This is a genomic window from Eubacterium sp. An3, assembly GCF_002159465.1.
Classification (GTDB): domain Bacteria; phylum Bacillota; class Clostridia; order Lachnospirales; family Lachnospiraceae; genus Anaerobutyricum; species Anaerobutyricum stercoris.
The window spans coordinates 15844-36369 of sequence record NZ_NFIR01000012.1 but is presented as its reverse complement, the minus strand read 5'-3'; the positions used below and the strand labels follow the sequence as shown (position 1 = coordinate 36369).

Here is a 20526-nt window from a genome sequence, read left to right as displayed (position 1 = left end):
TCAACTATTCGCAAAACACAACTTTAACGCAGAGTTAAGTGTATTTTTACCTTTATCCGTTAAATACTCAATTTCTGATCAGAATTTTATTTCTGTCCTTCCATCAGATGTTTTACAGTTTCTTTTAAAATCTTTTTTCTTTTTGCAGCAAATACATTGGAATCATAGTCATAAGTTTTATTATCTGCATCGAGATACTGATAACTGAACAGACAGTATCCGCCCACAGCCGGCGTATGTTCAAGCTGCGTGATTTCTTTTTGAATTAAAGCGCCGTCCTGCAGTTCCTGATAATCACTTTGACCATCATCACTGGTTCCAAGCCGGTACATCTGCAGTCCCACATAAAGCTTCACATCCGAACCTTCTGCAAGCTCCACCCACTCTTTCAGTATCTCATCAAAAGGCGCTTCCTTATTGGTATATCCCCAATAGATCTGCGGCATCACATAATCGATATAGCCTTCGCTCTTCACCCATGTATCGACATCCACATAATACTGCAGATCATTTCTCAGGTTATCAAGATTTCCTGCCGGACTGATGCCGAAAGTCACGTCAGCATTAGCAGATTTTATGGCCTGATATATTGCAGACACCAGAGTATTGACATTCTGCCGTCTCCAGTCATCCAGTGTCAGCGTCTTCTCAATAGCTCCCGCAGACAGTCCCTTCTGATATTCCAGTGAATCAAAAGCAGAATTTACGTTGCTCTCAGTGAAAGTCGGATAAAAATAATCATCCATATGAATGCCATCCACTTCATAGTTTTCTACGATTTCCTTCACACCATTTATGATAAGCTCCTGTACCTCCTGCGAGGACGGATTGTAATACAGTGCACCGTCAAAGCTTAGTACATTCCGGGTCTTATCATCGGAAAGCGCCCATACTTTCGCCGGATTATCTGTAGAAAGAACATCAAGATCGCTGCCGGATGACACCCGGTAAGGGTTAATCCAAGCTTCAATCTGAAAGCCTTTCTTATGGGCAAGTTCCACCATCACCGCCAGCGGGTCATAGCCAGGATCAGTTCCCTGTGTTCCAGAGATACATGCTGCCCATGGAAAGTAACCGGATTCATACAGCGCATCCCCAAAAGGACGCACCTGCACGATCACTCTGTTTAAACCACATTTTTTACTCCGATTTAATACCCGGCGGAAAAATTTCCGGAAATTATTCTCGTTGTTTTGCTCAACAGAGCGGCGATAAGCGTTAAACTCCAGATAACTAAGCCATACCGCCCGGTATGTACTGTTTTGTTTTTCTGCCGCCGGTGCGTCTTCCTTCTCTCCTGCCCTCTCGTTATTCTGTCCGGATTCATGATTCATCAAAAATTGATAAAATTCTGAAAATCCGAACTTCTCCGTTTTTTTCTGTACAAATGCATAGGAAAACAGGAGCAGGATGGTCAATAAAATGACAAGAATCAGATTCTGTACAAAATGTTTCATGTTTCCTCCTTTATGCTGATTCTTTTGCATATTATACCATGATTTATATACAAAAACAAAAATGAAATTTCAGCAGACCTCATATATTGAATTCCATCTTTCCCCATAAATAATATCCGTTAAAAAATCTTATGTATTGAATTTAAAAAAAATACATGCTATCATCTTAGCAGTTTCGCCATGAAGCATTCTGCCAAATAGGTGATACCAATTATCAGGCAGCGCTTTCATGGTATATTTTTTGATTGTTACGCATTGAGAAAGGAACCGATAAAAATGAAATTACAGCAATTATTAAGCTATACAAGAAAAGCCATCGATGAATACGGAATGATTGAGGAAAATGACAAAATTGCCGTGGGAATCTCCGGAGGGAAAGATAGCCTGACGCTGCTTTATGCTCTCGCCCACCTTCGCTATTTCTACCCAAAAAAGTTTGATATCGTAGCTGTCACTGTTGATCTGGGATTTCAGAATCTGAATCTGGAAAAAATCCGTGAACTTTGCGATACATTAAAAGTAGAATATGAAGTTATCAAAACTGATATTGCTGAGATTGTCTTTGATGTTCGTAACGAAAGCAATCCCTGTTCTCTCTGCGCCAAAATGCGTAAGGGCGCTCTCAATGAAGCCGTAAAAAAAATAGGATGTAATAAGGTTGCTTACGCCCATCACAAAGATGATATCATTGAGACTATGATGATGTCTCTGATCTATGAAGGAAGACTCCACACCTTCTCTCCTGTCACATACCTGGACAGGACCGGGCTCACTCTGATCCGCCCGTTGATGTATCTGTATGAGGGAGACGTAAAGGGATTTGTGGAAGCCAACCAGCTTCCGGTTGTAAAAAGCCCGTGTCCGGTAGATGGAACTACCAAACGTGAATATGCTAAGAATCTGGTCAATCAATTAAATCACGAGAACCCGGGAGCAAAGGCACGGATGTTCCGAGCTATCGTAAACGGTCTCATAAATCCAAAATGTCCGCCGGTTTCAGAAAAGTAGTTTCTTCGTTTTTATAAAAGTAAAGATATTTTTCTAGAAGTGTTATTTAATTAAATAACACTTTCTTTTTGCAAAATTTATTCTATTTCCGATAAAGTGTGTTATAATAATAATGTTTTAATGAAGTTATTTGCATTTGATACGGACAGAATCAAAATAAATCATTGATTCTGCTTTACTGACAAGGAGGTGGATGCTGTGCAGGGGGCCAGTTATTCAGACCAGATCAACATTGAAAACGAGAAGCGTCTGCGGAAACTCTGCCGGGAACTCCCCGATTTTTGCAAAGAATTTTTCCGCGGAATTGAACCTACTACTTCCTCTCGTACAAGAATTGCCTACGGATACGATCTCCGCATATTTTTCCGTTTTCTGGAGGAAGAATACCCGGATCTGGAGGAAGGACCGGTAAAATCGTGGCCGTTGAGTGTACTCGATAAAATAACTCTCACACAACTGGAAGAATATCTGGATTATATCAAACTTTATGAAGATCCGGACAATAAAGTACATACCAACGAAGAACGGGGAAGGATGCGCAAGGCGGCAAGCATCCGATCTTTTTATAAATTTTTCTACCGCAAACAAAAGATTCAAAATAATCCGGCCAGTCTTTTAAATATGCCCAAAAAGCATGAACAAGCCATTGTTCGTCTGGAAGTTGATGAAATCGCCAAGCTGCTGGATTCTGTGGAGAATGGCGACAAACTGACAAAATCTCAGCAGAAATACCACAATAAAACAAAAACCAGAGATCTTGCCATGCTGACCCTTCTTCTCGGTACAGGAATACGTGTATCCGAGTGTGTCGGCCTTGATATTCAGGATCTGGATTTTGACACCAACGGCATGAGGATTCTGCGCAAGGGAGGTTCGGAAGTAATCCTGTATTTCGGTGATGAAGTCAGGGAGGCTCTTCTTGATTATCTTGACGAGCGAGAGCTGATCACAGCAAAAGAAGGATCCGAGGACGCTCTTTTCCTGTCCATGCAGCGCAGCCGTATCAGTGTTCGTGCGGTGGAAAATCTGGTAAAAAAATATTCTCGGACGGTGACAACTTTAAAAAATATTACTCCTCACAAACTTAGAAGTACCTATGGCACACAGCTTTATAAAGAGACCGGAGACATTTATCTGGTGGCAGATGTGCTTGGACATAAAGACGTCAATACAACCAAAAAACATTATGCCGCCATCGAAGACGAGCGACGCCGCAAAGCTGCCGGCAAAGTGAAGCTTCGGGAACCCTAGAGCGCACTATAAAATGTAACAGAATGGAGAATATCATGAATATTTCTGATTTTTTCCCTTTTTGGGAAGAACTTACACCATACCAGCAGGAGCTCCTGATTTCTTCTGCAGTAAAAAGAACCGTAAAAAAAGGAACCGTTATTCATAACGGTTCCAGTGACTGCCTTGGTCTTTTACTTGTCTCTTCAGGTCAGCTACGGGCCTACATCCTCTCTCAGGAAGGCCGGGAAATTACTATATATCGCCTGTTCGACCGGGACACCTGCATGTTTTCCGCCTCCTGCATGCTTCGCAATCTACAATTTGATATCACTATCGAAGCAGAAAAAGACAGTGAACTGTGGATCATCCCGCCGGATATATTTAAAAAGCTCATGGATGAATCTCTGCCAGTCTCTAATTTCGTCAATCAGGTGATTGCCGGTCGATTCTCTGAAGTCATGTGGCTCATGGAGCAGGTACTCTGGAAGAGTTTCGATAAACGGCTGGCAGCCTTTCTCATGGAAGAAAGCAATATCGAGGAAAGTGATATTATAAAAATCACCCATGAGAAGATTGCCAACCATCTTGGAACTGCCAGGGAAGTGGTCACACGAATGCTCCGTTATTTTCAGAATGAACAACTCATTCGTCTGAGCCGGGGGACCATCGAAATCATTGACCACAAAAGAATACAGAACCTGGCAGAAACAGACTAATTTATTTTATCCATACCGCATGGATAAGACTGTTTAGCCGCAACGCAGTCCCGGTATATCGTCTCATAGAGACGATAACCTCCGGAGAAGTTATAGCAGTCAAATCCATTTTGTGCCAGAATACGGCAGGAAAGATAACTGCGCAGGCCGCTCTGGCACATTACATATACCGGAAGACCTCTCCTGATCTCTCCAATTCTCTCCCTGAGTTCATCCAGAGGGATATTGACAAATCCGTTGATATGCCCTCTTCCATATTCTTCAGTCGTCCGGGTATCAAGCAAAACGACGCTGCCGTCGTCAGGAAGCTCTCCAACTTCATCCCAGAAAAACTGTTTTAAAGTACCAGTTTCAATGTTATCGATCATAAAGCCTGCCATATTTACCGGATCCTTTGCAGAAGAATACGGAGGCGCATATGCCAGATCGAGATCCTGAAGCTCCAGGGCAGACATTCCTGCAGCCATCGCAGTGGCAAGAACATCAATTCTCTTATCCACACCATCATAACCGATGATCTGTGCGCCCAGAAGTCTGTAAGTCTCTTTTTCAAACAGAACTTTCATTGTCATCATTGTTCCGCCTGGATAATATGAAGCATGACTGGACGGAGACAAATATACTTTATCACAGTCAATACCTGCCTGCTTTGCTGCCTGTTCATTCAGACCTGTTGTCGCCACTGTCATATCAAATATTTTGATGACAGAAGAACCCTGAGAACCTTTGTAGGAACTGTTGCCTCCACAGATATTATCGGCAGCAATCCGTCCCTGTTTATTGGCCGGTCCTGCCAGAGAAATCAGCGCTTTCTGCCCGGTTATCCGGTGATGAACCTCCACCGCGTCGCCAACCGCGTAGATATCCGGCACGGAAGTCTCCATTCGTTCATTGACCACAATGCTGTTTTTGATGCCGAGAGAGATACCCGCATCTTTGGCGAGGCGGGTATCCGGAGCAACACCGATGGCCAGAACGACCATATCAGTCTTCAATGGTTCGCCGTCTTTTAATATGACCATAGTTTTGCCGTCTTTTTGTTCAAACCCTTCTACGGAATGGCCAAGCATCAAATGAATTCCTTTTTCGCGCATCTTTGCATGAACAAAGGTTGCCATCTCATAATCCAGCGGATTCAAAACCTGGTTTGGTCGCTGCACAATAGTCACATCCATGCCAATTTCCCGAAGATTCTCCGCGACTTCCAGTCCAATATAGCCGCCGCCTGCAAGAACAGCGGACTTTGGCTTTTCTTTCAGGACAAATTCACGAATACGAAGTGTATCTTCCACAGTCCGCAATGTAAAAAGATTATCAATGCCGACTCCCGGCAGATTCGGCTGCACCGGTCTTGCTCCTGGAGATAACAGAAGCTTGTCATAGTTTTCTTCGAATTCTTCGCCGGTCTTTAAATTCTTCACAGATACTGTTTTTTTGTCAGGATGAATCGCAGTGACTTCATGCCGCACCCGCACATCAATCCGAAAACGCTCCCGGAAATTCTCCGGCGTCTGCAGCGTCAGTTCTTCTTTGTCCTGAATCACTCCTCCAATATAGTATGGAAGTCCGCAGTTGGCATAAGATACGAAACCGGAACGTTCGAAGACGATGATCTCTGCCTGCTCGTCAAGTCTGCGAATACGTGCTGCGGCTGTTGCTCCCCCTGCTACTCCGCCGACAATAATAATCTTTTTACTCATGTTACTTCTCCACCTTTCCTCTGTATTGGTTGATTCCACCAATATTTTTTACTTCTGTATATCCCATTTTCTTCAAGCTCTCCACTGCCTGGCCGCTTCTTGCCCCGCTCTGACAGTATACGTATAACGGAATGTTATGATTAGAAATAATCTCGGCCACTTCAAAAATCTCATGGAGGGGAATATTTATACTTTTCGGGATATGCCCCTCCTGATATTCTTCTGCCGTTCTTACATCCAGAAGTACTGCTTCCGACGTCTGTTCAAACTGACGTACTCCTTCATTAATATCTTCTGTTCTGAAAAAATCGAATAGATTCATTGGCGCCTCCCCTATAACAAATCTAATATCTGAGCTTTCGGCCGCGCACCCACTGACTGGTTCACAATCTTTCCATGTTCCATAACGACCAGCGCGGGAATACTCATAATCTGAAACTCTGCTGCCAGTTCCTGCTGCTCATCTACATTGACCTTACATACTTTGACGTCCGGTCTTTCCTCCGCAATCTCCTCGATAACCGGAGAGACTCTGCGGCACGGACCGCACCATGCAGCCCAGAAATCGATCAACACCTTCTTATCACTGTTAAGGACTTCCTCCTGAAAATTCTGTTTTGTTATATTTAATGCTGACATTTATTTTTCCTCCTGTTCAAATCTTGATGATGCCAGCTTATCACAGGAAAAGATTCTTTTCTGTGATTTTATCACAAAAGGCCGAAAAACAGAAGGCACCTGTCCTCTATAAACGTTTATCAGAAAGTACAGGTGCCAGACTAATATAATTATATTATGCGGAAATCTTCATAAAACCACACGACAAAAACGGCTTATTCGTAATAAGGAATCATCAGATAATTCCCGGCGGTAATCTTATCGGAGTCAAGCTGGTTACATCGCTTCACCTCGCGGATATAATCGAAAATATCGTTAAATCCCGGATTCATGTTCTCTTTTGCGATGCTCCAGAGGCTGTCACCTTTCTGAATCTCGATAATTCTGTACTGAAGCTCTCCAAGCTGCTGGTTCGCCTCAACGACAGACATACCGGATGGCGTCATACCTGAAAAGAAAACGATGCCCGCAAACAACAGCATGGCGGAAACCGCAATCAGAAAGATCAGCTTGCTGCCGCTTCCGGAAGACTGGCGTGCCTGCCGGCGGGCGTACTGCGCTTTCACGGATCTTCTGACGTTCACGCCATATCTGTCTGACGATGCTTTATGAATGCTTCGTTCTCTGTCCGCCTTCTCTGTATTACTGTGATACGGTGTCCAATTATAAGTTCTTGCTCTTCCTTCCATCTCTTATCCCTCCAGTATGACATAACTCTTCATAATATGCAAACATATGTTTCGTACATTTGTTTGCATTATACCGAACATACTTTCTCTTGTCAACAGGTTTCGAACATTTTTTCGAACATATTTTCTTTTACGTGGAAAAACCGAAAACATATTCGAAAACACTTGTTTTCTTATGTATAAAGTGTTAAAATGTAGAGAACAAAACATACGTTTGACTGAAAAGGAGTTCTGATATGAGTTATGGCAAGATTACACCTAAACAACAGGAGATTCTTGAATTTATAAAAGAGTCGATTTTAAACCGGGGCTATCCGCCGGCCGTGCGGGAGATTTGTGAGGCTGTACATCTGAAGTCCACCTCCTCCGTTCATTCCCATCTGGAGACTATGGAGAAGAACGGATATATCCGACGCGACCCGACGAAGCCGAGAGCTATCGAGATTATTGACGATAATTTTAATCTGACCAGAAGAGAACTTGTCAATGTACCGATTGTCGGTACAGTAACAGCCGGCGAACCGATTCTGGCTGTTGAGAATATTGAAGGATATTTTCCGATTTCACCGGAATTTTTAAAAAACAAACAGACTTTTATGCTCAAGGTCAAAGGTGAAAGTATGATAAATGTTGGTATTTTTTCCGGAGATTACATTCTTGTTGAGGAATCGCCAACGGCTTCCGACGGCGAGATTGTCGTCGCCCTGGTGGAAGATTCTGTCACCGTGAAGAGATTTTATAAGGAAGACGGTTATTTCCGCCTGCAGCCGGAAAATGACGCTATGGAACCAATTATCGTACCTCAGACCACTCCTTTTTCCGTTGTCGGAAAGGTTATCGGCCTGTTCCGCATTTTTCAATAAGTTTTTTTAATCCATAAGAATTTCAATAGGTTTTGAAGATTATTTTTTGCATATTGTTCAAAAAGGAAGCTTTTATTTTTCAGGAAAGCTTCCTTTTTCTTACGCCATTATAGACAACCTCCGTATAACGAAAACGAAATCCTGTCGGTCTTTCATGTTCGGTGAATGGCCTTTCTTCCGCAGATCGGGCAGGTCACTTCCACCTTTCCTTTTTTGCGCGGCACACGGATATGCTGTCCGCAGCCTTTACAGGTAAAAATCCGGTATTCTTTCCGCATATTGAACCGCTTTTTCTGCAGGCTGAAGAACTGAAGGAACTGCTGATTTTCCTTCTGTCTTGCCGCCACATTTCTGGAAAACATACGAAACAGTGAATAAATGATTCCCACAAACGCCAGCCAATAAAGCAGTGAACTTCTGAAAATGATTGAAAGAACGTACACGACGATCGAGGCGATAAACACGGTCCGGCACATCTCGTCGTTGCCGTTTCTCTGCTGCATAAAATTGGATAACTTCCATCTTAATTTATCTATGGTTCTGCACCTCCTGAACACATGCTTTTCTTCAAAATGTATTACTCATCCAAGGAATATTCTATAAAAATTTTTCTTCCTCAGTTTCCATACTGCGCGATAATCTCTCCCGCCGACCGTTCCAGATTGTATTTTGCCTGACGGATAGCTGTCAGATCATCCTCCGTCATCCGGTCAAGGCGGAACTTGCCCATGAGTTTGGAAAGGGCGTTAATATCACCCTTTACCTGTTTTTTCACGGCACGGTCGATCTGTTTGCTGCCGTTTTTCAACGCCCGCTGCGCCTGACTCAAAACCTTTTGCGCGTCGCCGGTGAGAGCAATGGCTTCTTTCCTTAAGTTATCCTGGCCGGCGTACTGCTGGGCGTCCCGGATGGCCTGTTCGATCTCCGCGTCGCTCATACGGTCATCGGCGGTGATGGTAATGGACTGCTCCTTGCCGGTATCCAGATCTCTGGCTGACACTTTCAGGATTCCGTTGGTGTCGATATCAAAGGTAACCTCAATCTGCGGCACTCCGGCTGGAGCCCGGCGGATTCCCTTCAGCCGGAATTTTCCGATGGTCTTGTTATCCTTCGCCATAGGCCGTTCACCCTGAAGAACGTGAATCTCCACATCCCGCTGATACGGGGCGGCGGTGGAGAACACTCGGGAATACTTCGTCGGGAGCGTTGTATTTCTCTCCACCAGACGGGTGGCAACGCCTCCCACCGTCTCGATGGAAAGGCTCATTGGCGTCACATCGAGGAGAAGCAGATCAGAACCTGCCACACTTAAGGAGCTGCCCTGCAATGTATTGCCAAGAACAGCAGCGCCCATGGCGACACATTCGTCAGGATTGATATTCCTGGACGGTTCCTTTCCGGTCAGCATGCGAACCTTTTCCTGGACGGCAGGAATCCGTGTGGAACCTCCCACCAGCAGAACACGGCCAAGCTCGGAAGCGGCGATGCCCGCGTCATTTAACGCCTGCTGTACCGGCGCGGCGGTCCGCTCCACCAGATCCTGGATCAGCTCCTGGAATCTGGCCCGGGTCAGCGTTGTCTCCAGATGAATCGGCGTTCCCTTTGCCTGCATCAGATACGGCAGCACGATATTGCTGCTCTGGGCGGTGGAAAGCTCTTTCTTTGCCTGTTCCGCCGCCTCACGGATGCGCTGCATGGCGGTGAAATCGCCGGATGGATCTACGTTGTTCTGATTCTTACACTCCGCTACCAGCCAGCGGACAATACGCTCATCAAAGTCGTCGCCGCCCAGATGGTTGTCGCCGGCTGTCGCCAGAACCTCGATGACGTCGTCGCCAATCTCGATGACGGATACGTCAAATGTACCACCGCCCAAATCGTAAACCATGACTTTCTGTGCTTCCCCGTGGTCAAGGCCGTAGGACAGAGCGGCGCTGGTCGGCTCGTTGATGATACGCTTCACATCAAGGCCCGCGATCCGTCCCGCGTCCTTCGTCGCCTGCCGCTGCACATCATTAAAATAGGCAGGGACAGTGATGACTGCTCCAGTCACTGTCTCACCCAGATACTCTTCCGCATCCTTCTTCAGCTGCATCAGAACCATGGCGCTGATGGTCTGCGGCTTATAATCCTTCCCGTCAATGCGGATGCTCCAGTCCGTACCCATCTCTCGTTTGACGGAACTTATGGTACGGTCCGGATTGGTGGCCGCCTGCCGCCTTGCCACATCGCCTACCAGTCGTTCTCCCTTTTTAGTAAATGCAACGACACTGGGAGTAGTTCTTGCACCGGAACTGTTCGGCACGATGACCGGCTGTCCGTTTTCCACCACAGCCACACAACTGTTGGTGGTTCCCAGGTCGATTCCGATTATTCTGCTCATCTTCATTCCTCCATCTATCATTTACAAATCAGCATCGGCAGCACAGACAGCAGAACTGCAGCATCATAAATGTGGTACAGAAACGTCCCATGCCTTCGGCGTACTTCTGAAACTCCTGTCCGGTTTCATTGTATGTACTGCCGGACTGACGCATGGTCTGCATGGCCTGCTGGTATACACCGTTGCCCGGTTCCATCTGAACGGCGCGCTGGATCTGCTCCATGGCAAGAATCGTATTGCCCTGTCCGTAGTTGGCCAGAGCGCTTAAATAATACCATCGGGCGTTTCTGCCGCTGCTCACCACTGTGTTTAACCCCTGCACAGCGTAGGCGTAACGCCGGGCATTGATATTTTGAACAGCCTGACGGATCACATCACTATCACCTGGCTGTACCGTCGGCCCTGCGGGGCCGTAGCTGGCCCGCCCGAATCCTCCGAAAATATCATCAAAATCAAAGGAACCATAGCCGCCGTAACCGCCGCTGCCATAGCCTCCATTCCCATTGCCATAACCGCCGTTTCCGTAACTGCCGTAACCGCCGTAGCCCTGCCGGTTTCCGTAAGGATTGCCGTAGGGATTACCGGTATTGCCATAGGCGCCTCTTCCGGCATTCTGCTGCGCCTGCCTCTGATATTTATCCGGATTGTTAATCATATCATAGGCTTCGTTGATCTCATTCATTTTCTGCGTCGCCTCCGGATCATTGGGATGCAGATCCGGATGATATTTCTTTGCCATTTTCCGATATGCTTTTTTTATTTCCTCCTTGCTGGCGTCCCGGGAGACGCCCAGAACTTTATACGGGTCATCAACCATGTCTGGTCTCCTTTCCTCTGAACTTCGCATAATATTTCTGCCATACCCCTCCATAAAGGACATTGCGAATCAGATGTTCATCTGTCACGATAGGCAGTTTTTCAAATTCACCGGCGGCCAGGCTGATACTGTCTGTCAGTATATCTTCCATCTCCTCCGGCTTCCTTTCCATATAAAAAAGAGGATTATAATTATTTTTTCTTTTATCCTGTTTATAATCCATGGCGGCATCCATCAGGTAGATAAAACGCCCCAGGGAGAATCCGAACTTCCTCAGGCTGCCGCTCCAGAAATCATCGGCGTCAAAGACGAAAACCTCCGACAACATCTTTCCGGATAAGTTTACCGCCATATCCGCCTGCTCCGGCGCATGTTTTTCAACCTCGGCAAGCTGCGCAAGACTTTTCCTGATCGTACCGCACTGCCGCGGGTACCGGGCCTCTACCTCCTGATATTTCTCCTGCAGCATTTTGCTGTAGGCAAGGCGGGTATGCTTCTTCTCATCCTCCCAGTCGTCAAGACACTTAAAATAGGCAAGTGCTATCGTCATGTCTGCCGCATAATCTATGTATTTGTTATGAAGAATCGTTCTTTCCTTCAGCGGATGCACAGGACAGCGATACAGCGCCTTTTTCTCCTCCGGCTCATAAAGGGCCGTCAGAAAAAGCGCAAGAAATGTCATGTCAAAATTAAGGGAAAACCGCGCCATCTGTCCATATCGGTTCTTTAAACTTCGGCAGACGCCGCAGTACGTCTGCTGATATCTCCGCAGCTCCTCTTCGGACAACCCCTTTTTATTGCAGATAATATATCCAAACGTGGCAATCGCTCCTTTCTCTCTTTCATTCCGGCCGCCGTTTCATTATGAGAAGGACTCTCTGAAAAACAGACATGGCAGCACATTGGAAAATAACGATTCTTATTAAACAATACTAACCTCAAATTTATCTCAACTCACCCTCAATTTTCATTGAGATTTTCTTACTTTTTTGTTACGCTTGCCGGGAAAGAAAAATGATACAATATCTCCGACAGCGAAAGAGTTGAGCTAAAATTGAGCTTTCCTGTCTATAATAACGGGAAATAAAGAAAAATGCCACAGAAATCACAATAAATACATATTTTGCGGGATGACATGGCTGAACTGTTACAGTTTGCAAGGAGGACAGATATGTTTAAAATACTTGTAGTAGAGGACGACAACAGTCTGAAACGACTTTTTTGTAAGACTCTGGAAAAAAATAATTTCCATACCTTCCCGGCGGGAAATGCCTCGGAAGCGCTGAATATTCTGGACAATGAGACCATTGATCTGATTATTACAGATATCATGATGCCAGGCATGGATGGTTTTTCTTTTATACGCCAGCTGCGGGACGCAAACATCGACCTGCCGGTTTTGATCATCACCGCCAAAAGTGATATTCTCGATAAGCAGGTGGGCTTTCAGTCCGGCGCCGACGACTATATGGTAAAGCCCATCGACATTCACGAGATGGTGCTCAGGGTAAACGCCCTTTTGCGCCGGGTCAAAAGTGTCAGCGAGCGCAGACTCACCTTTGGCGGCACATGTATGGAATATGACACATGGACAGTGACGGATAACACAGGGACAAAAATGCTTCCCCAGAAAGAATTTCAGCTTCTTTACAAGATGTTATCCTATCCGGGGCAGATTTTTACAAGGCAGCAGCTTCTGGATGATATCTGGGGGATGAATAATTATGAAGATTCCCATACGCTTGATGTTCATATCAGCCGTCTGCGGGAGCGTTTTAAAGATAATGTGGATTTTAAGATCGTGACCATACGTGGTCTTGGATATCGGGTGGTGAAAAATGATGAAGTGGAATAAAGAAATATGGAACATCCGCAAACGGTTCACACTGACCTTTTTTGTAATCATTCTGCCCTTTTTCTTTCTGATACCGGGCGTTTTATATTTTCTGGCCAGAAATGGGATATCTGTCGGCACGGTAACTGTTCCTATCACCGTCACATTTGTTCTGATCGGACTTCTCTGTTTTCTGCTTGGGTATGTGATTTCCTTCTTTCTGATGCGGAATGTCTTCCATCCTCTGGAAGAGATGAGCCGCGCTTCCCGGCAGATTGCCAGAGGAGATTACAGCTCGCAGATTGATTATCAGGGCAGTATTGATGAAATCCGGACGACCATTGACAATTTTAATTTTATGGCAAGGGAGCTGAATTCTGTGGAGATCATGCGAAATGATTTTATAGCAAATGTATCTCACGAATTCAAAACGCCCCTTTCTTCCATTGCCGGCTATGTCACTCTGCTGCAGGATCCGGATTTATCGGAAAACGAGAGAAATGAATATATTCAGATGGCGTTTTTCAATATTGAAAAGCTAAACGACCTGACCAGCAATATTCTGCAGTTATCCCGGCTGGAGAATCAGAACGCCCTGCGTGAACCGGTACGCTACCGGCTGGACGAACAGATCCGGGAGGCCATCGTGCTTTTGGAGCCCAAGTGGAGCAAAAAAAATATCACTCTGGATGTGGATCTGATGGAACTATCCTACACCGGGCAGTCCGCCCTGTTGTTCCAGGTGTGGACCAACCTGATCGGCAACGCTGTCAAGTTTTCCAATCCCGGCTCCTCCGTCGCCATCACCCTGCGCCAGTACCACAACTATATCACCGTCACTGTTTCTGACCGGGGCATCGGAATGACGGAGGAGACTAAGAAACACATTTTTGAGAAGTTTTATCAGGGAGATTCCTCCCGGAAAGAGCAGGGCAACGGCTTGGGCCTTGCCATCTGCAGGATCATCCTCGACCTGTGCGGCGGAGATATCCATGTGTCCAGCGAGCCGGGTAAAGGCAGCGTCTTTACTGTGCGGCTGCCATCGCCGGAAGAGTAGCGTACTCAGGCGCCCTGCCCATTTGCTTCCATAATCTCCTGCAGGGAAATGTGTTCATTTCTGTACCGGGCGTCCGGATTCTTTTCCGGAATGCTGAGACCGATGGCCTTCTGCGGGCAATGATGCACGCAGGCAAGACAACTCTGGCAGTTTCCCGGAATGTGCACAGCTTTACTGTTTTCCATACGGATGGAACCGGACGGACAGACTTTCTGGCAGATGCCGCAGCCGATGCACTCCTCTTTTATCTGAATCATATACTGCCAGGCATTCTCCGGAAGCGCTGCCTGCCCTGCCAGAAACTGCTGGTGGGCGTCACGGTCGGCGTCCGTCACCGGTGAGATGCGCTCTGTGCGGCTGTCAATCTCTTCTTTTATGACCCGCAAATGTTCTTCCACCTTTTTATCGATACATTTCTGCTCATTCATGTCGAAGCTCGGAAGCCAGTTATCCACCATCATAAGGACGTTGATATAGGACGGATGGATGCCGCAGGATTCACAGTAATCCATGGCAAGCTCCGCAGCGCCGCCGTGGCGGTTTCCGTAGGTGAGCACCATATAGAAATACTCTGTGTCAAAGTCTGCTTTTTTTAAGAATTCCTTTACCATGGGGTAAAATAACATCTCTGTTTTAACCTCCATTTTATAAAAAGCAGCTTTTTCAAGGACAGAATCGATACTGCCCCGAAGATAGCCGCGTCTATTTCTCATTTTTACATACACTCCATGAGGATCTCATAGATTTCATCCCAGTCAAGGGCGCGTGGTCCGCTCGGAATAAGGTTGCAGGTGTCTGCCACCCGGCGAAGCAGCTCCGGCGTGATGTCGACTCTGGATGCAAGCTGGCTCCAGGATGTCGGAAGACCACATTCCTTAATAAATGCTTCCAGCGCATTGATGCCTTCCTCCGCTGTCTCTACGCCAAACACTTCTTTTGCGAACCGGGTAAATTTTGCCTCCGCATCCTTCAGGATATGACGATAGTAGGCCGGATGAATCACTGCCAGTCCCTGTCCGTGGTTGCAGTCGGTAAGGGCTCCCAGCTGATGCTCCATCTGATGTGCCTGGAAATCTGTCAGGCCTGCATCCTCCACCATGGCCGTCTTATATATCTGCTCTTCTTTGTCTGTAAAATAAATCACATTTTCCTGCGAATCCAGATCGACTCTGTCTACCTGCTTTTTCTCGGTCATGGATATAAAAGTTCCATAATCGACTTCCTTAACCTGTCTTTCCATCAGCCAAGGGACAGCAATGGAATTAAACAGAATCAGACAGATTAAGACAATGCAGTAATAAAAAATCAATGGTTTTCTCGGTTTTTTTACTTCATTCATGCATTTACCTCCATTTTGTTTCGTAATCTAACTTTACCAAAATTCATAAAAAGTTATCATTTATAAATTCATAAATATGTCTTGACAAAAATAGTTTTCTGTCATAAAACACCAGTATAAACATAGAAATGAAGGGTGACAAACATGACTGGACAATTAAAAGACCGAATTGCTGCTGCATTTCTTACCTTAATAAAACAAAAAAATGTGGATAAGATTTCAGTGAAGGATCTGGCGGAACACTGCCAGATCTCCAGGCAGACTTTTTATTATCACTATCAGGATATACTGGAAGTGGTGGAATGGATTTTTCACCGCCGCATGGAAGATCTGCTCGCAAAAAGTCTGCAATGCGACAGTGCAGAAGAGGCCATGACGATGTTTCTTGTTTTTTCAGAAGATAACCGCGCATTTATTCAAAAGCTGCTGTCTTCTAAATACCATGAAATTATCAGCCGCCTGCTGATCAGTTCCCTGAAGAACTTTCTGCAGGACTTTTTCCGGCTGAAGCTGCCGGATACCTCCATCAGTTACTCGGATATGGATATGACCCTTACCTTCTGTACTTACGGCCTGTTCGGGCTGCTTCTGGATCATCCCGCCATCGATAAGGAGGGAAGCCGGGAGAAGACCACCGCACAGATCTGCCGGCTGTTGTCGCGGCTTCTGGAGAGCCCGGAACGTTCATAAGAATATACAGATAAATAGCAGACAAAATGGCAGCCAGTGTCCGCATCGGACTTCTCTGGCTGCCACATTTGATGTAGACAAAACTATCATAAAAATCGAAGCTGCGCTTCACATAATGTTTGGAATATACCGCAGATTACTCTGCCTCTCTTTCCTGGCGGATTTCCTCGATCGTCACCGGTTTCCCGTCTCTCCAAATTCTCTCAAGATCGTAAAATCCCCTGTCTTCTTTACTGAATACATGGATGATGACATCCTTGTAATCCATCAGAATCCAGTTGGCTGTCTGGTAGCCTTCAATCTGCTTTGGTTCATAACCGGCTCTTCCAAGGGCTTCTTCCACACTGTCCGCCATAGCCTGCACCTGATTTCTGTTATTTCCGTCGGCAATAACAAAATAATCAGCCAGTACGGAAATCTCACTGATATCTAAAATGGTAATATCCTCCGCCTTTTTTTCTTCCAGTGCGTCAATCACCAGTTCTGTCATTTTCCTTGATTCTTCCAATGTTACACCTCCTGATTTCTCATCCTGTATATTCTGTAATATTCCCACGTCCGGCGCGTCATCGGATCCGTGGTGCTTTTTTTATTGGATAAATATTTTATGCTGTCCTCAAGAATCTGGCACAGACATTCATCCAGATCCCGGAAAGCCAGCTCTCTGACCTCGGCAAGATTCGGAGCCTGATTCCGGTTAGGCTCAAGGTAATCCGCCACATAGACAATCTTATCCAACAGGGACATATCCGGTTTGCCTGTGGTGTGCCAGGTGATGGCGGAAAGAATCTCCGGATCCGAAACGCCGTATTTCACATTGGCGAAACAGGCTCCCAGCTTGGCATGGAGCAGCTCCGGATTCTTTTTTTCATACTTGGATATGGGCATTCCATATTTTTTACTGTATGAAATCTTATCTTCCGCTGAGAGGTATTTGGCACAGTCATGGAGAAGACCTGCCATTCTTGCCTTCTCCATATCTGCCCCGTAGCGCATGGCAAGACATGCGGAAGTATATTCCACCCCCAGCGTATGTTCAAATCGTTTCTCCGATAAAAGATTTTTCAGATCTTTTTTGATTTCCTCTCTGGTCATTTGTCCACTCCCATCTATCCTACATCACATAAAGCCCATGATCATAAATATAGTCCGCTACTTCCCGGGGAAGAAGATAGCGGATGCTTTCCCCCGTCTGAACCCGCCTGCGGATATCATTGGATGATATTTCCAGACTTGGAGAATTAAGAAAATGAATAGAGGCATCGTACTTATTTTCGATATATTCTATCTGGCTGTTCAGGGAACTGGACAAATCCCCGCGGCCAGCCACCAGAATGACCGCCATTTGGAGCACTTTCTCTGTATCTTTCCACGATTCGATATGATAAAGGGAATCTGCTCCCATAATAAAATAATATTCACAGTCGGGATTCTTCTGCGTCAGGTTTTTAAGTGTCTCCACCGTGTAGGTGGTTCCCTCCCGGTTCAGTTCCTCCCCGGAAAATGTGAAATGGGCGTTGTCTTTTATAGCGAGCTTCACCATCTGTACTCTGTCTTCTTCTGTCACAGAATTGCCGAGCTTCTTATAATAAGGATTCTTTGTAGGCATGAAAAGAATCTCATCCAGCGAAAATTGATGATACGCTGTTTCCGCCAGCAACAGATGACCAAAATGGATGGGATTAAATGTTCCGCCCATAATACCGATTTTTCTGTTTCTACTCATACTGCACCTCTGTCATGATCGCTCCTGTGATTCCCCGCAAACGTACATATTTCAAAATTTTTTTATGATCTACGGCAGGGTAATCTTACTCTTTTCCTTTGCCTGTTTGAACAGCACGATTTTTTTGCCGATGACCTGCACCACCTCAGAACGGGTTCTTTCTGCAAGAATCTGCGCCAATTCTTTTGGGTCGTCAAAACAATTTTTCAGAACCGAAATTTTGATCAATTCTCGTTTTTCAATGGCTTCCCGGACACCCTCGATGAGTTCCGGCGTCAGGGACGCTTTACCGATTTGAAAAATCGGATCTATGGTCATGGCAAGGCCTTTTAAATAGGCTCTCTGTTTACTTGTCATTTATTCTCTCCTTATTTATAGTAATCAAATTCCAGATTATAAAGGCGGACCGTATCGCCTTCCTCAATACCAAGTTCTTCCAAACGTGCAAGAACGCCGTTTTCCTTCATAAACTTCTGGAAGAATTCAAAACCTTTCTCAGATTCCAGGTTAGTGTAGCCAAGCATTCTTTCCACTTTCGGTCCTTCCACAGTAAACACACCCGGTTCCGCCATGGCGACCACGATGGACTCCGCCGGTTCTTCCTGCTGCAGTTCAAAGAAATATTCCTGCTCAAACTCAACGGGTTCGTCCGGCAGCTCTTTCAATAAAGAGTTCACGTGCCACAGGAGTTCTTTTACTCCTCTGCCGCTGACAGCAGAAATCGGAAAGACCCTGATACCCTGGGATCCGAACTCTTCTTCCAGCATTTCTACGATCACCTGACAATCTTCCTTACTCATGGCATCCACCTTATTGGCAGCAATAACCTGAGGCCGCTTCGCCAGTTCGGGATTATAAGAAGCCAGCTCCTGATTAATGGCCTTAATATCTGCGATTGGATCTCTCCCTTCCACAGAGGCAGCATCTACCATATGAATCATTACTTTCGTCCGCTCGATATGTCTTAAAAACTGAAGACCTAAGCCGACGCCCTCAGAAGCCCCTTCAATGATTCCCGGAATATCTGCTATAACAAAACCGTTTCCTTCCGCCAGATCCACTACGCCAAGATTCGGATTCAATGTAGTGAAATGATAGTTGGCAATCTTCGGCTTTGCATTGGTGACACGGGAAAGCAGCGTGGACTTGCCCACATTCGGGAATCCAACCAGCCCCACGTCAGCGATGACTTTAAGCTCCAGATCCACCCAGAGTTCCTTTGCTTCCTGTCCCGGCTGGGCGTATTTCGGCGCCTGCATGGTGGCAGTGGCGTAATGCTGGTTACCTTTACCACCCCGGCCGCCTTTTAATAAAACTACCGGTTCCGTCCGGTTTGCCATATCAAGGATAACCTTTCCGGTCTCCGCGTCCTTGATGACGGTTCCCGCCGGTACTTTCAGAATCATATCCTCTCCGCTTGCGCCGGTACAGCGGCGCTTGGAGCCTTCCTTTCCGTCTCCGGCACAATATTTCCTTTTATGGCGGTAGTCCACAAGCGTATTAAGCCCCGGATCCACGACAAAAATCAAATCGCCGCCCTTGCCGCCGTCCCCGCCGTCAGGACCGCCGTCAGGGACGTACAGCTCTCTCCGGAAGCTGACATGTCCGTCCCCGCCTTTGCCGGAACGGATAAAAATGCGCGCACGGTCTGCAAACATTGATGATACACTTCCTTTCTGTTTTTTATAAGACAAAATCCTTTCATAAAGGATTCTCATATCCATAAAGAAAGCGGCTTCAAACCGTTACTTTTGAAGCCGCTGATAAACAAGAGTTCCCTATGCTACTGGGTATACAGAGCACTGTTTTTTGTCTCTGCCTTTTCTTTCAAAACGAACAACACCATCTACTAATGCAAATAATGTGTCATCTCCACCGCGTCCTACGTTAACGCCTGGATGAATCTTTGTACCGCGCTGTCTGTAAAGAATATTACCAGCTTTTACAAACTGTCCGTCTGCTCTCTTCGCACCCAGTCTCTTAGACTCGGAGTCACGTCCGTTCTTTGTGGAACCAACACCCTTTTTGTGTGCGAAAAACTGAAGGTTCATTTTCATCATGGTCGTTACACCTCCTTCGTTATAACTTTTAACCAGGTATCATACTCTTCGGCAACAGAATGTACTCCCAAATCAAAGGACTGCATCAGCAGCGCCGCCTTCTCGCTGATCGCCGCTTCTTTAAATGTAAGCTGTACCAGACCGAGCTCTTCCTGCTGGATAAGCTCAAATTCATCATCCGTAAAGCTTTCAAGACTGTTCACGAGATTAATGGTAAGTACGGAAACGGAACAGCAAACAAGGTCTGCTCCTTCCTCTGTGCTTCCGGCATGTCCAATCACCTGAAATCCCTTAAACTGGTTCTCAGGCTTTCTGTAAATTGTAACAGTAATCATG

General features: G+C 45.9%; 25 protein-coding genes. 7 read left to right on the top strand and 18 right to left on the bottom strand.

Annotated features, from left to right (window positions below):
• Positions 1 to 86 precede the first annotated feature (86 nt).
• Positions 87 to 1457: a family 10 glycosylhydrolase gene (locus B5F87_RS11080; protein WP_158097025.1), complete on the bottom strand. Its 1371-nt coding sequence runs from the start codon at positions 1455 to 1457 to the stop codon at positions 87 to 89.
• 276 nt (positions 1458 to 1733) lie between these two features.
• On the opposite strand from B5F87_RS11080, the gene B5F87_RS11075 reads away from it, so the two are divergent.
• The 3 genes from B5F87_RS11075 to B5F87_RS11065 all read left to right on the top strand — a co-directional run bounded on the left by B5F87_RS11075 (position 1734) and on the right by B5F87_RS11065 (position 4414).
• Positions 1734 to 2465 carry an ATP-binding protein gene (locus B5F87_RS11075; protein WP_087281010.1) on the top strand — a complete coding sequence of 244 codons (732 nt, stop codon included), beginning with the start codon at positions 1734 to 1736 and terminating at the stop codon, positions 2463 to 2465.
• Between the two features lie 198 nt (positions 2466 to 2663).
• Positions 2664 to 3716 (top strand): tyrosine-type recombinase/integrase, encoded by a 1053-nt coding sequence (locus tag B5F87_RS11070; RefSeq protein WP_087281008.1) that lies wholly within the window; start codon positions 2664 to 2666, stop codon positions 3714 to 3716.
• Between the two features lie 35 nt (positions 3717 to 3751).
• Complete coding sequence (locus tag B5F87_RS11065) at positions 3752 to 4414, top strand: Crp/Fnr family transcriptional regulator (RefSeq protein WP_087281006.1); 663 nt, start codon at positions 3752 to 3754, stop codon at positions 4412 to 4414.
• On the opposite strand, the gene B5F87_RS11060 is transcribed toward B5F87_RS11065, so the two are convergent.
• The 4 genes from B5F87_RS11060 to B5F87_RS11045 all read right to left on the bottom strand — a co-directional run bounded on the left by B5F87_RS11060 (position 4411) and on the right by B5F87_RS11045 (position 7421).
• Positions 4411 to 6114, bottom strand: a complete 1704-nt coding sequence (locus B5F87_RS11060; protein ID WP_087281004.1) for a CoA-disulfide reductase — start codon at positions 6112 to 6114, stop codon at positions 4411 to 4413. The genes B5F87_RS11065 and B5F87_RS11060 overlap by 4 nt on opposite strands.
• Position 6115: 1 nt before the next feature.
• The gene (locus tag B5F87_RS11055; RefSeq protein ID WP_087281002.1) at positions 6116 to 6436 is read right to left on the bottom strand and encodes a rhodanese-like domain-containing protein; all 321 of its coding nucleotides are present in this window, start codon (positions 6434 to 6436) and stop codon (positions 6116 to 6118) included.
• An 11-nt stretch (positions 6437 to 6447) separates the two neighbouring features.
• The gene (gene trxA, locus B5F87_RS11050; protein ID WP_087281000.1) at positions 6448 to 6753 is read right to left on the bottom strand and encodes a thioredoxin; all 306 of its coding nucleotides are present in this window, start codon (positions 6751 to 6753) and stop codon (positions 6448 to 6450) included.
• A gap of 194 nt (positions 6754 to 6947) precedes the next feature.
• A complete protein-coding gene (locus tag B5F87_RS11045) occupies positions 6948 to 7421 on the bottom strand; it encodes a LysM peptidoglycan-binding domain-containing protein (RefSeq protein ID WP_087280997.1) in 474 nt (157 codons plus the stop codon).
• A gap of 236 nt (positions 7422 to 7657) precedes the next feature.
• Here B5F87_RS11045 and lexA point away from each other — a divergent pair, with 236 nt between their 5' ends.
• Positions 7658 to 8284, top strand: a complete 627-nt coding sequence (gene lexA, locus B5F87_RS11040; RefSeq protein WP_087280995.1) for a transcriptional repressor LexA — start codon at positions 7658 to 7660, stop codon at positions 8282 to 8284.
• 152 nt (positions 8285 to 8436) lie between these two features.
• On the opposite strand, the gene B5F87_RS11035 is transcribed toward lexA, so the two are convergent.
• From B5F87_RS11035 to B5F87_RS11020, 4 genes are all read right to left on the bottom strand, one after another.
• Positions 8437 to 8787 carry a hypothetical protein gene (locus B5F87_RS11035; RefSeq protein WP_087280993.1) on the bottom strand — a complete coding sequence of 117 codons (351 nt, stop codon included), beginning with the start codon at positions 8785 to 8787 and terminating at the stop codon, positions 8437 to 8439.
• A 113-nt stretch (positions 8788 to 8900) separates the two neighbouring features.
• Positions 8901 to 10667, bottom strand: coding sequence for a molecular chaperone DnaK (dnaK, locus tag B5F87_RS11030; RefSeq protein ID WP_087280991.1), 1767 nt, complete (start codon positions 10665 to 10667; stop codon positions 8901 to 8903).
• Positions 10668 to 10695: 28 nt separating this feature from the next.
• Positions 10696 to 11484 carry a J domain-containing protein gene (locus B5F87_RS11025; protein ID WP_087280989.1) on the bottom strand — a complete coding sequence of 263 codons (789 nt, stop codon included), beginning with the start codon at positions 11482 to 11484 and terminating at the stop codon, positions 10696 to 10698.
• Positions 11477 to 12289, bottom strand: coding sequence for a DUF5685 family protein (locus B5F87_RS11020; RefSeq protein WP_275532337.1), 813 nt, complete (start codon positions 12287 to 12289; stop codon positions 11477 to 11479). Before B5F87_RS11020 ends, B5F87_RS11025 begins: the two co-directional genes overlap by 8 nt.
• Before the next feature lie 366 nt (positions 12290 to 12655).
• Between B5F87_RS11020 and B5F87_RS11015 the strand changes: the two genes are divergently transcribed.
• On the top strand, positions 12656 to 13339 hold the full coding sequence (locus tag B5F87_RS11015) for a response regulator transcription factor (RefSeq protein WP_087280986.1): 684 nt from the start codon (positions 12656 to 12658) through the stop codon (positions 13337 to 13339).
• Entirely contained in the window at positions 13323 to 14375 is a 1053-nt protein-coding gene (locus B5F87_RS11010) for a HAMP domain-containing sensor histidine kinase (protein ID WP_087280984.1), read from the top strand. Before B5F87_RS11015 ends, B5F87_RS11010 begins: the two co-directional genes overlap by 17 nt.
• A 5-nt stretch (positions 14376 to 14380) precedes the next feature.
• Here B5F87_RS11010 and B5F87_RS11005 read toward each other — a convergent pair whose 3' ends face one another.
• Together B5F87_RS11005 and B5F87_RS11000 are read right to left on the bottom strand one after the other, a co-directional pair.
• Positions 14381 to 15088, bottom strand: coding sequence for an EFR1 family ferrodoxin (locus tag B5F87_RS11005; RefSeq protein WP_087280983.1), 708 nt, complete (start codon positions 15086 to 15088; stop codon positions 14381 to 14383).
• Between the two features lie 2 nt (positions 15089 to 15090).
• On the bottom strand, positions 15091 to 15714 hold the full coding sequence (locus B5F87_RS11000) for an ATP-dependent metallopeptidase FtsH/Yme1/Tma family protein (RefSeq protein ID WP_087280981.1): 624 nt from the start codon (positions 15712 to 15714) through the stop codon (positions 15091 to 15093).
• 144 nt (positions 15715 to 15858) lie between these two features.
• On the opposite strand from B5F87_RS11000, the gene B5F87_RS10995 reads away from it, so the two are divergent.
• On the top strand, positions 15859 to 16404 hold the full coding sequence (locus tag B5F87_RS10995) for a TetR/AcrR family transcriptional regulator C-terminal domain-containing protein (RefSeq protein WP_087280979.1): 546 nt from the start codon (positions 15859 to 15861) through the stop codon (positions 16402 to 16404).
• 136 nt (positions 16405 to 16540) lie between these two features.
• On the opposite strand, the gene rsfS is transcribed toward B5F87_RS10995, so the two are convergent.
• The 7 genes from rsfS to B5F87_RS10960 form a co-directional block, all read right to left on the bottom strand.
• Positions 16541 to 16912 carry a ribosome silencing factor gene (rsfS, locus tag B5F87_RS10990; RefSeq protein WP_087280977.1) on the bottom strand — a complete coding sequence of 124 codons (372 nt, stop codon included), beginning with the start codon at positions 16910 to 16912 and terminating at the stop codon, positions 16541 to 16543.
• Between the two features lie 2 nt (positions 16913 to 16914).
• Positions 16915 to 17499: a bis(5'-nucleosyl)-tetraphosphatase (symmetrical) YqeK gene (gene yqeK / locus B5F87_RS10985; RefSeq protein ID WP_087280975.1), complete on the bottom strand. Its 585-nt coding sequence runs from the start codon at positions 17497 to 17499 to the stop codon at positions 16915 to 16917.
• Between the two features lie 19 nt (positions 17500 to 17518).
• Positions 17519 to 18130, bottom strand: a complete 612-nt coding sequence (gene nadD, locus B5F87_RS10980; protein ID WP_087280974.1) for a nicotinate-nucleotide adenylyltransferase — start codon at positions 18128 to 18130, stop codon at positions 17519 to 17521.
• Positions 18131 to 18199: 69 nt separating this feature from the next.
• Positions 18200 to 18487 (bottom strand): ribosome assembly RNA-binding protein YhbY, encoded by a 288-nt coding sequence (gene yhbY, locus B5F87_RS10975; RefSeq protein WP_087280972.1) that lies wholly within the window; start codon positions 18485 to 18487, stop codon positions 18200 to 18202.
• Positions 18488 to 18498: 11 nt separating this feature from the next.
• Positions 18499 to 19788, bottom strand: a complete 1290-nt coding sequence (gene obgE, locus B5F87_RS10970; protein WP_087280970.1) for a GTPase ObgE — start codon at positions 19786 to 19788, stop codon at positions 18499 to 18501.
• Between the two features lie 120 nt (positions 19789 to 19908).
• Entirely contained in the window at positions 19909 to 20190 is a 282-nt protein-coding gene (rpmA, locus tag B5F87_RS10965) for a 50S ribosomal protein L27 (protein WP_087280968.1), read from the bottom strand.
• 5 nt (positions 20191 to 20195) lie between these two features.
• Complete coding sequence (locus B5F87_RS10960; protein ID WP_087280966.1) at positions 20196 to 20525, bottom strand: ribosomal-processing cysteine protease Prp; 330 nt, start codon at positions 20523 to 20525, stop codon at positions 20196 to 20198.
• Position 20526 lies beyond the last annotated feature (1 nt).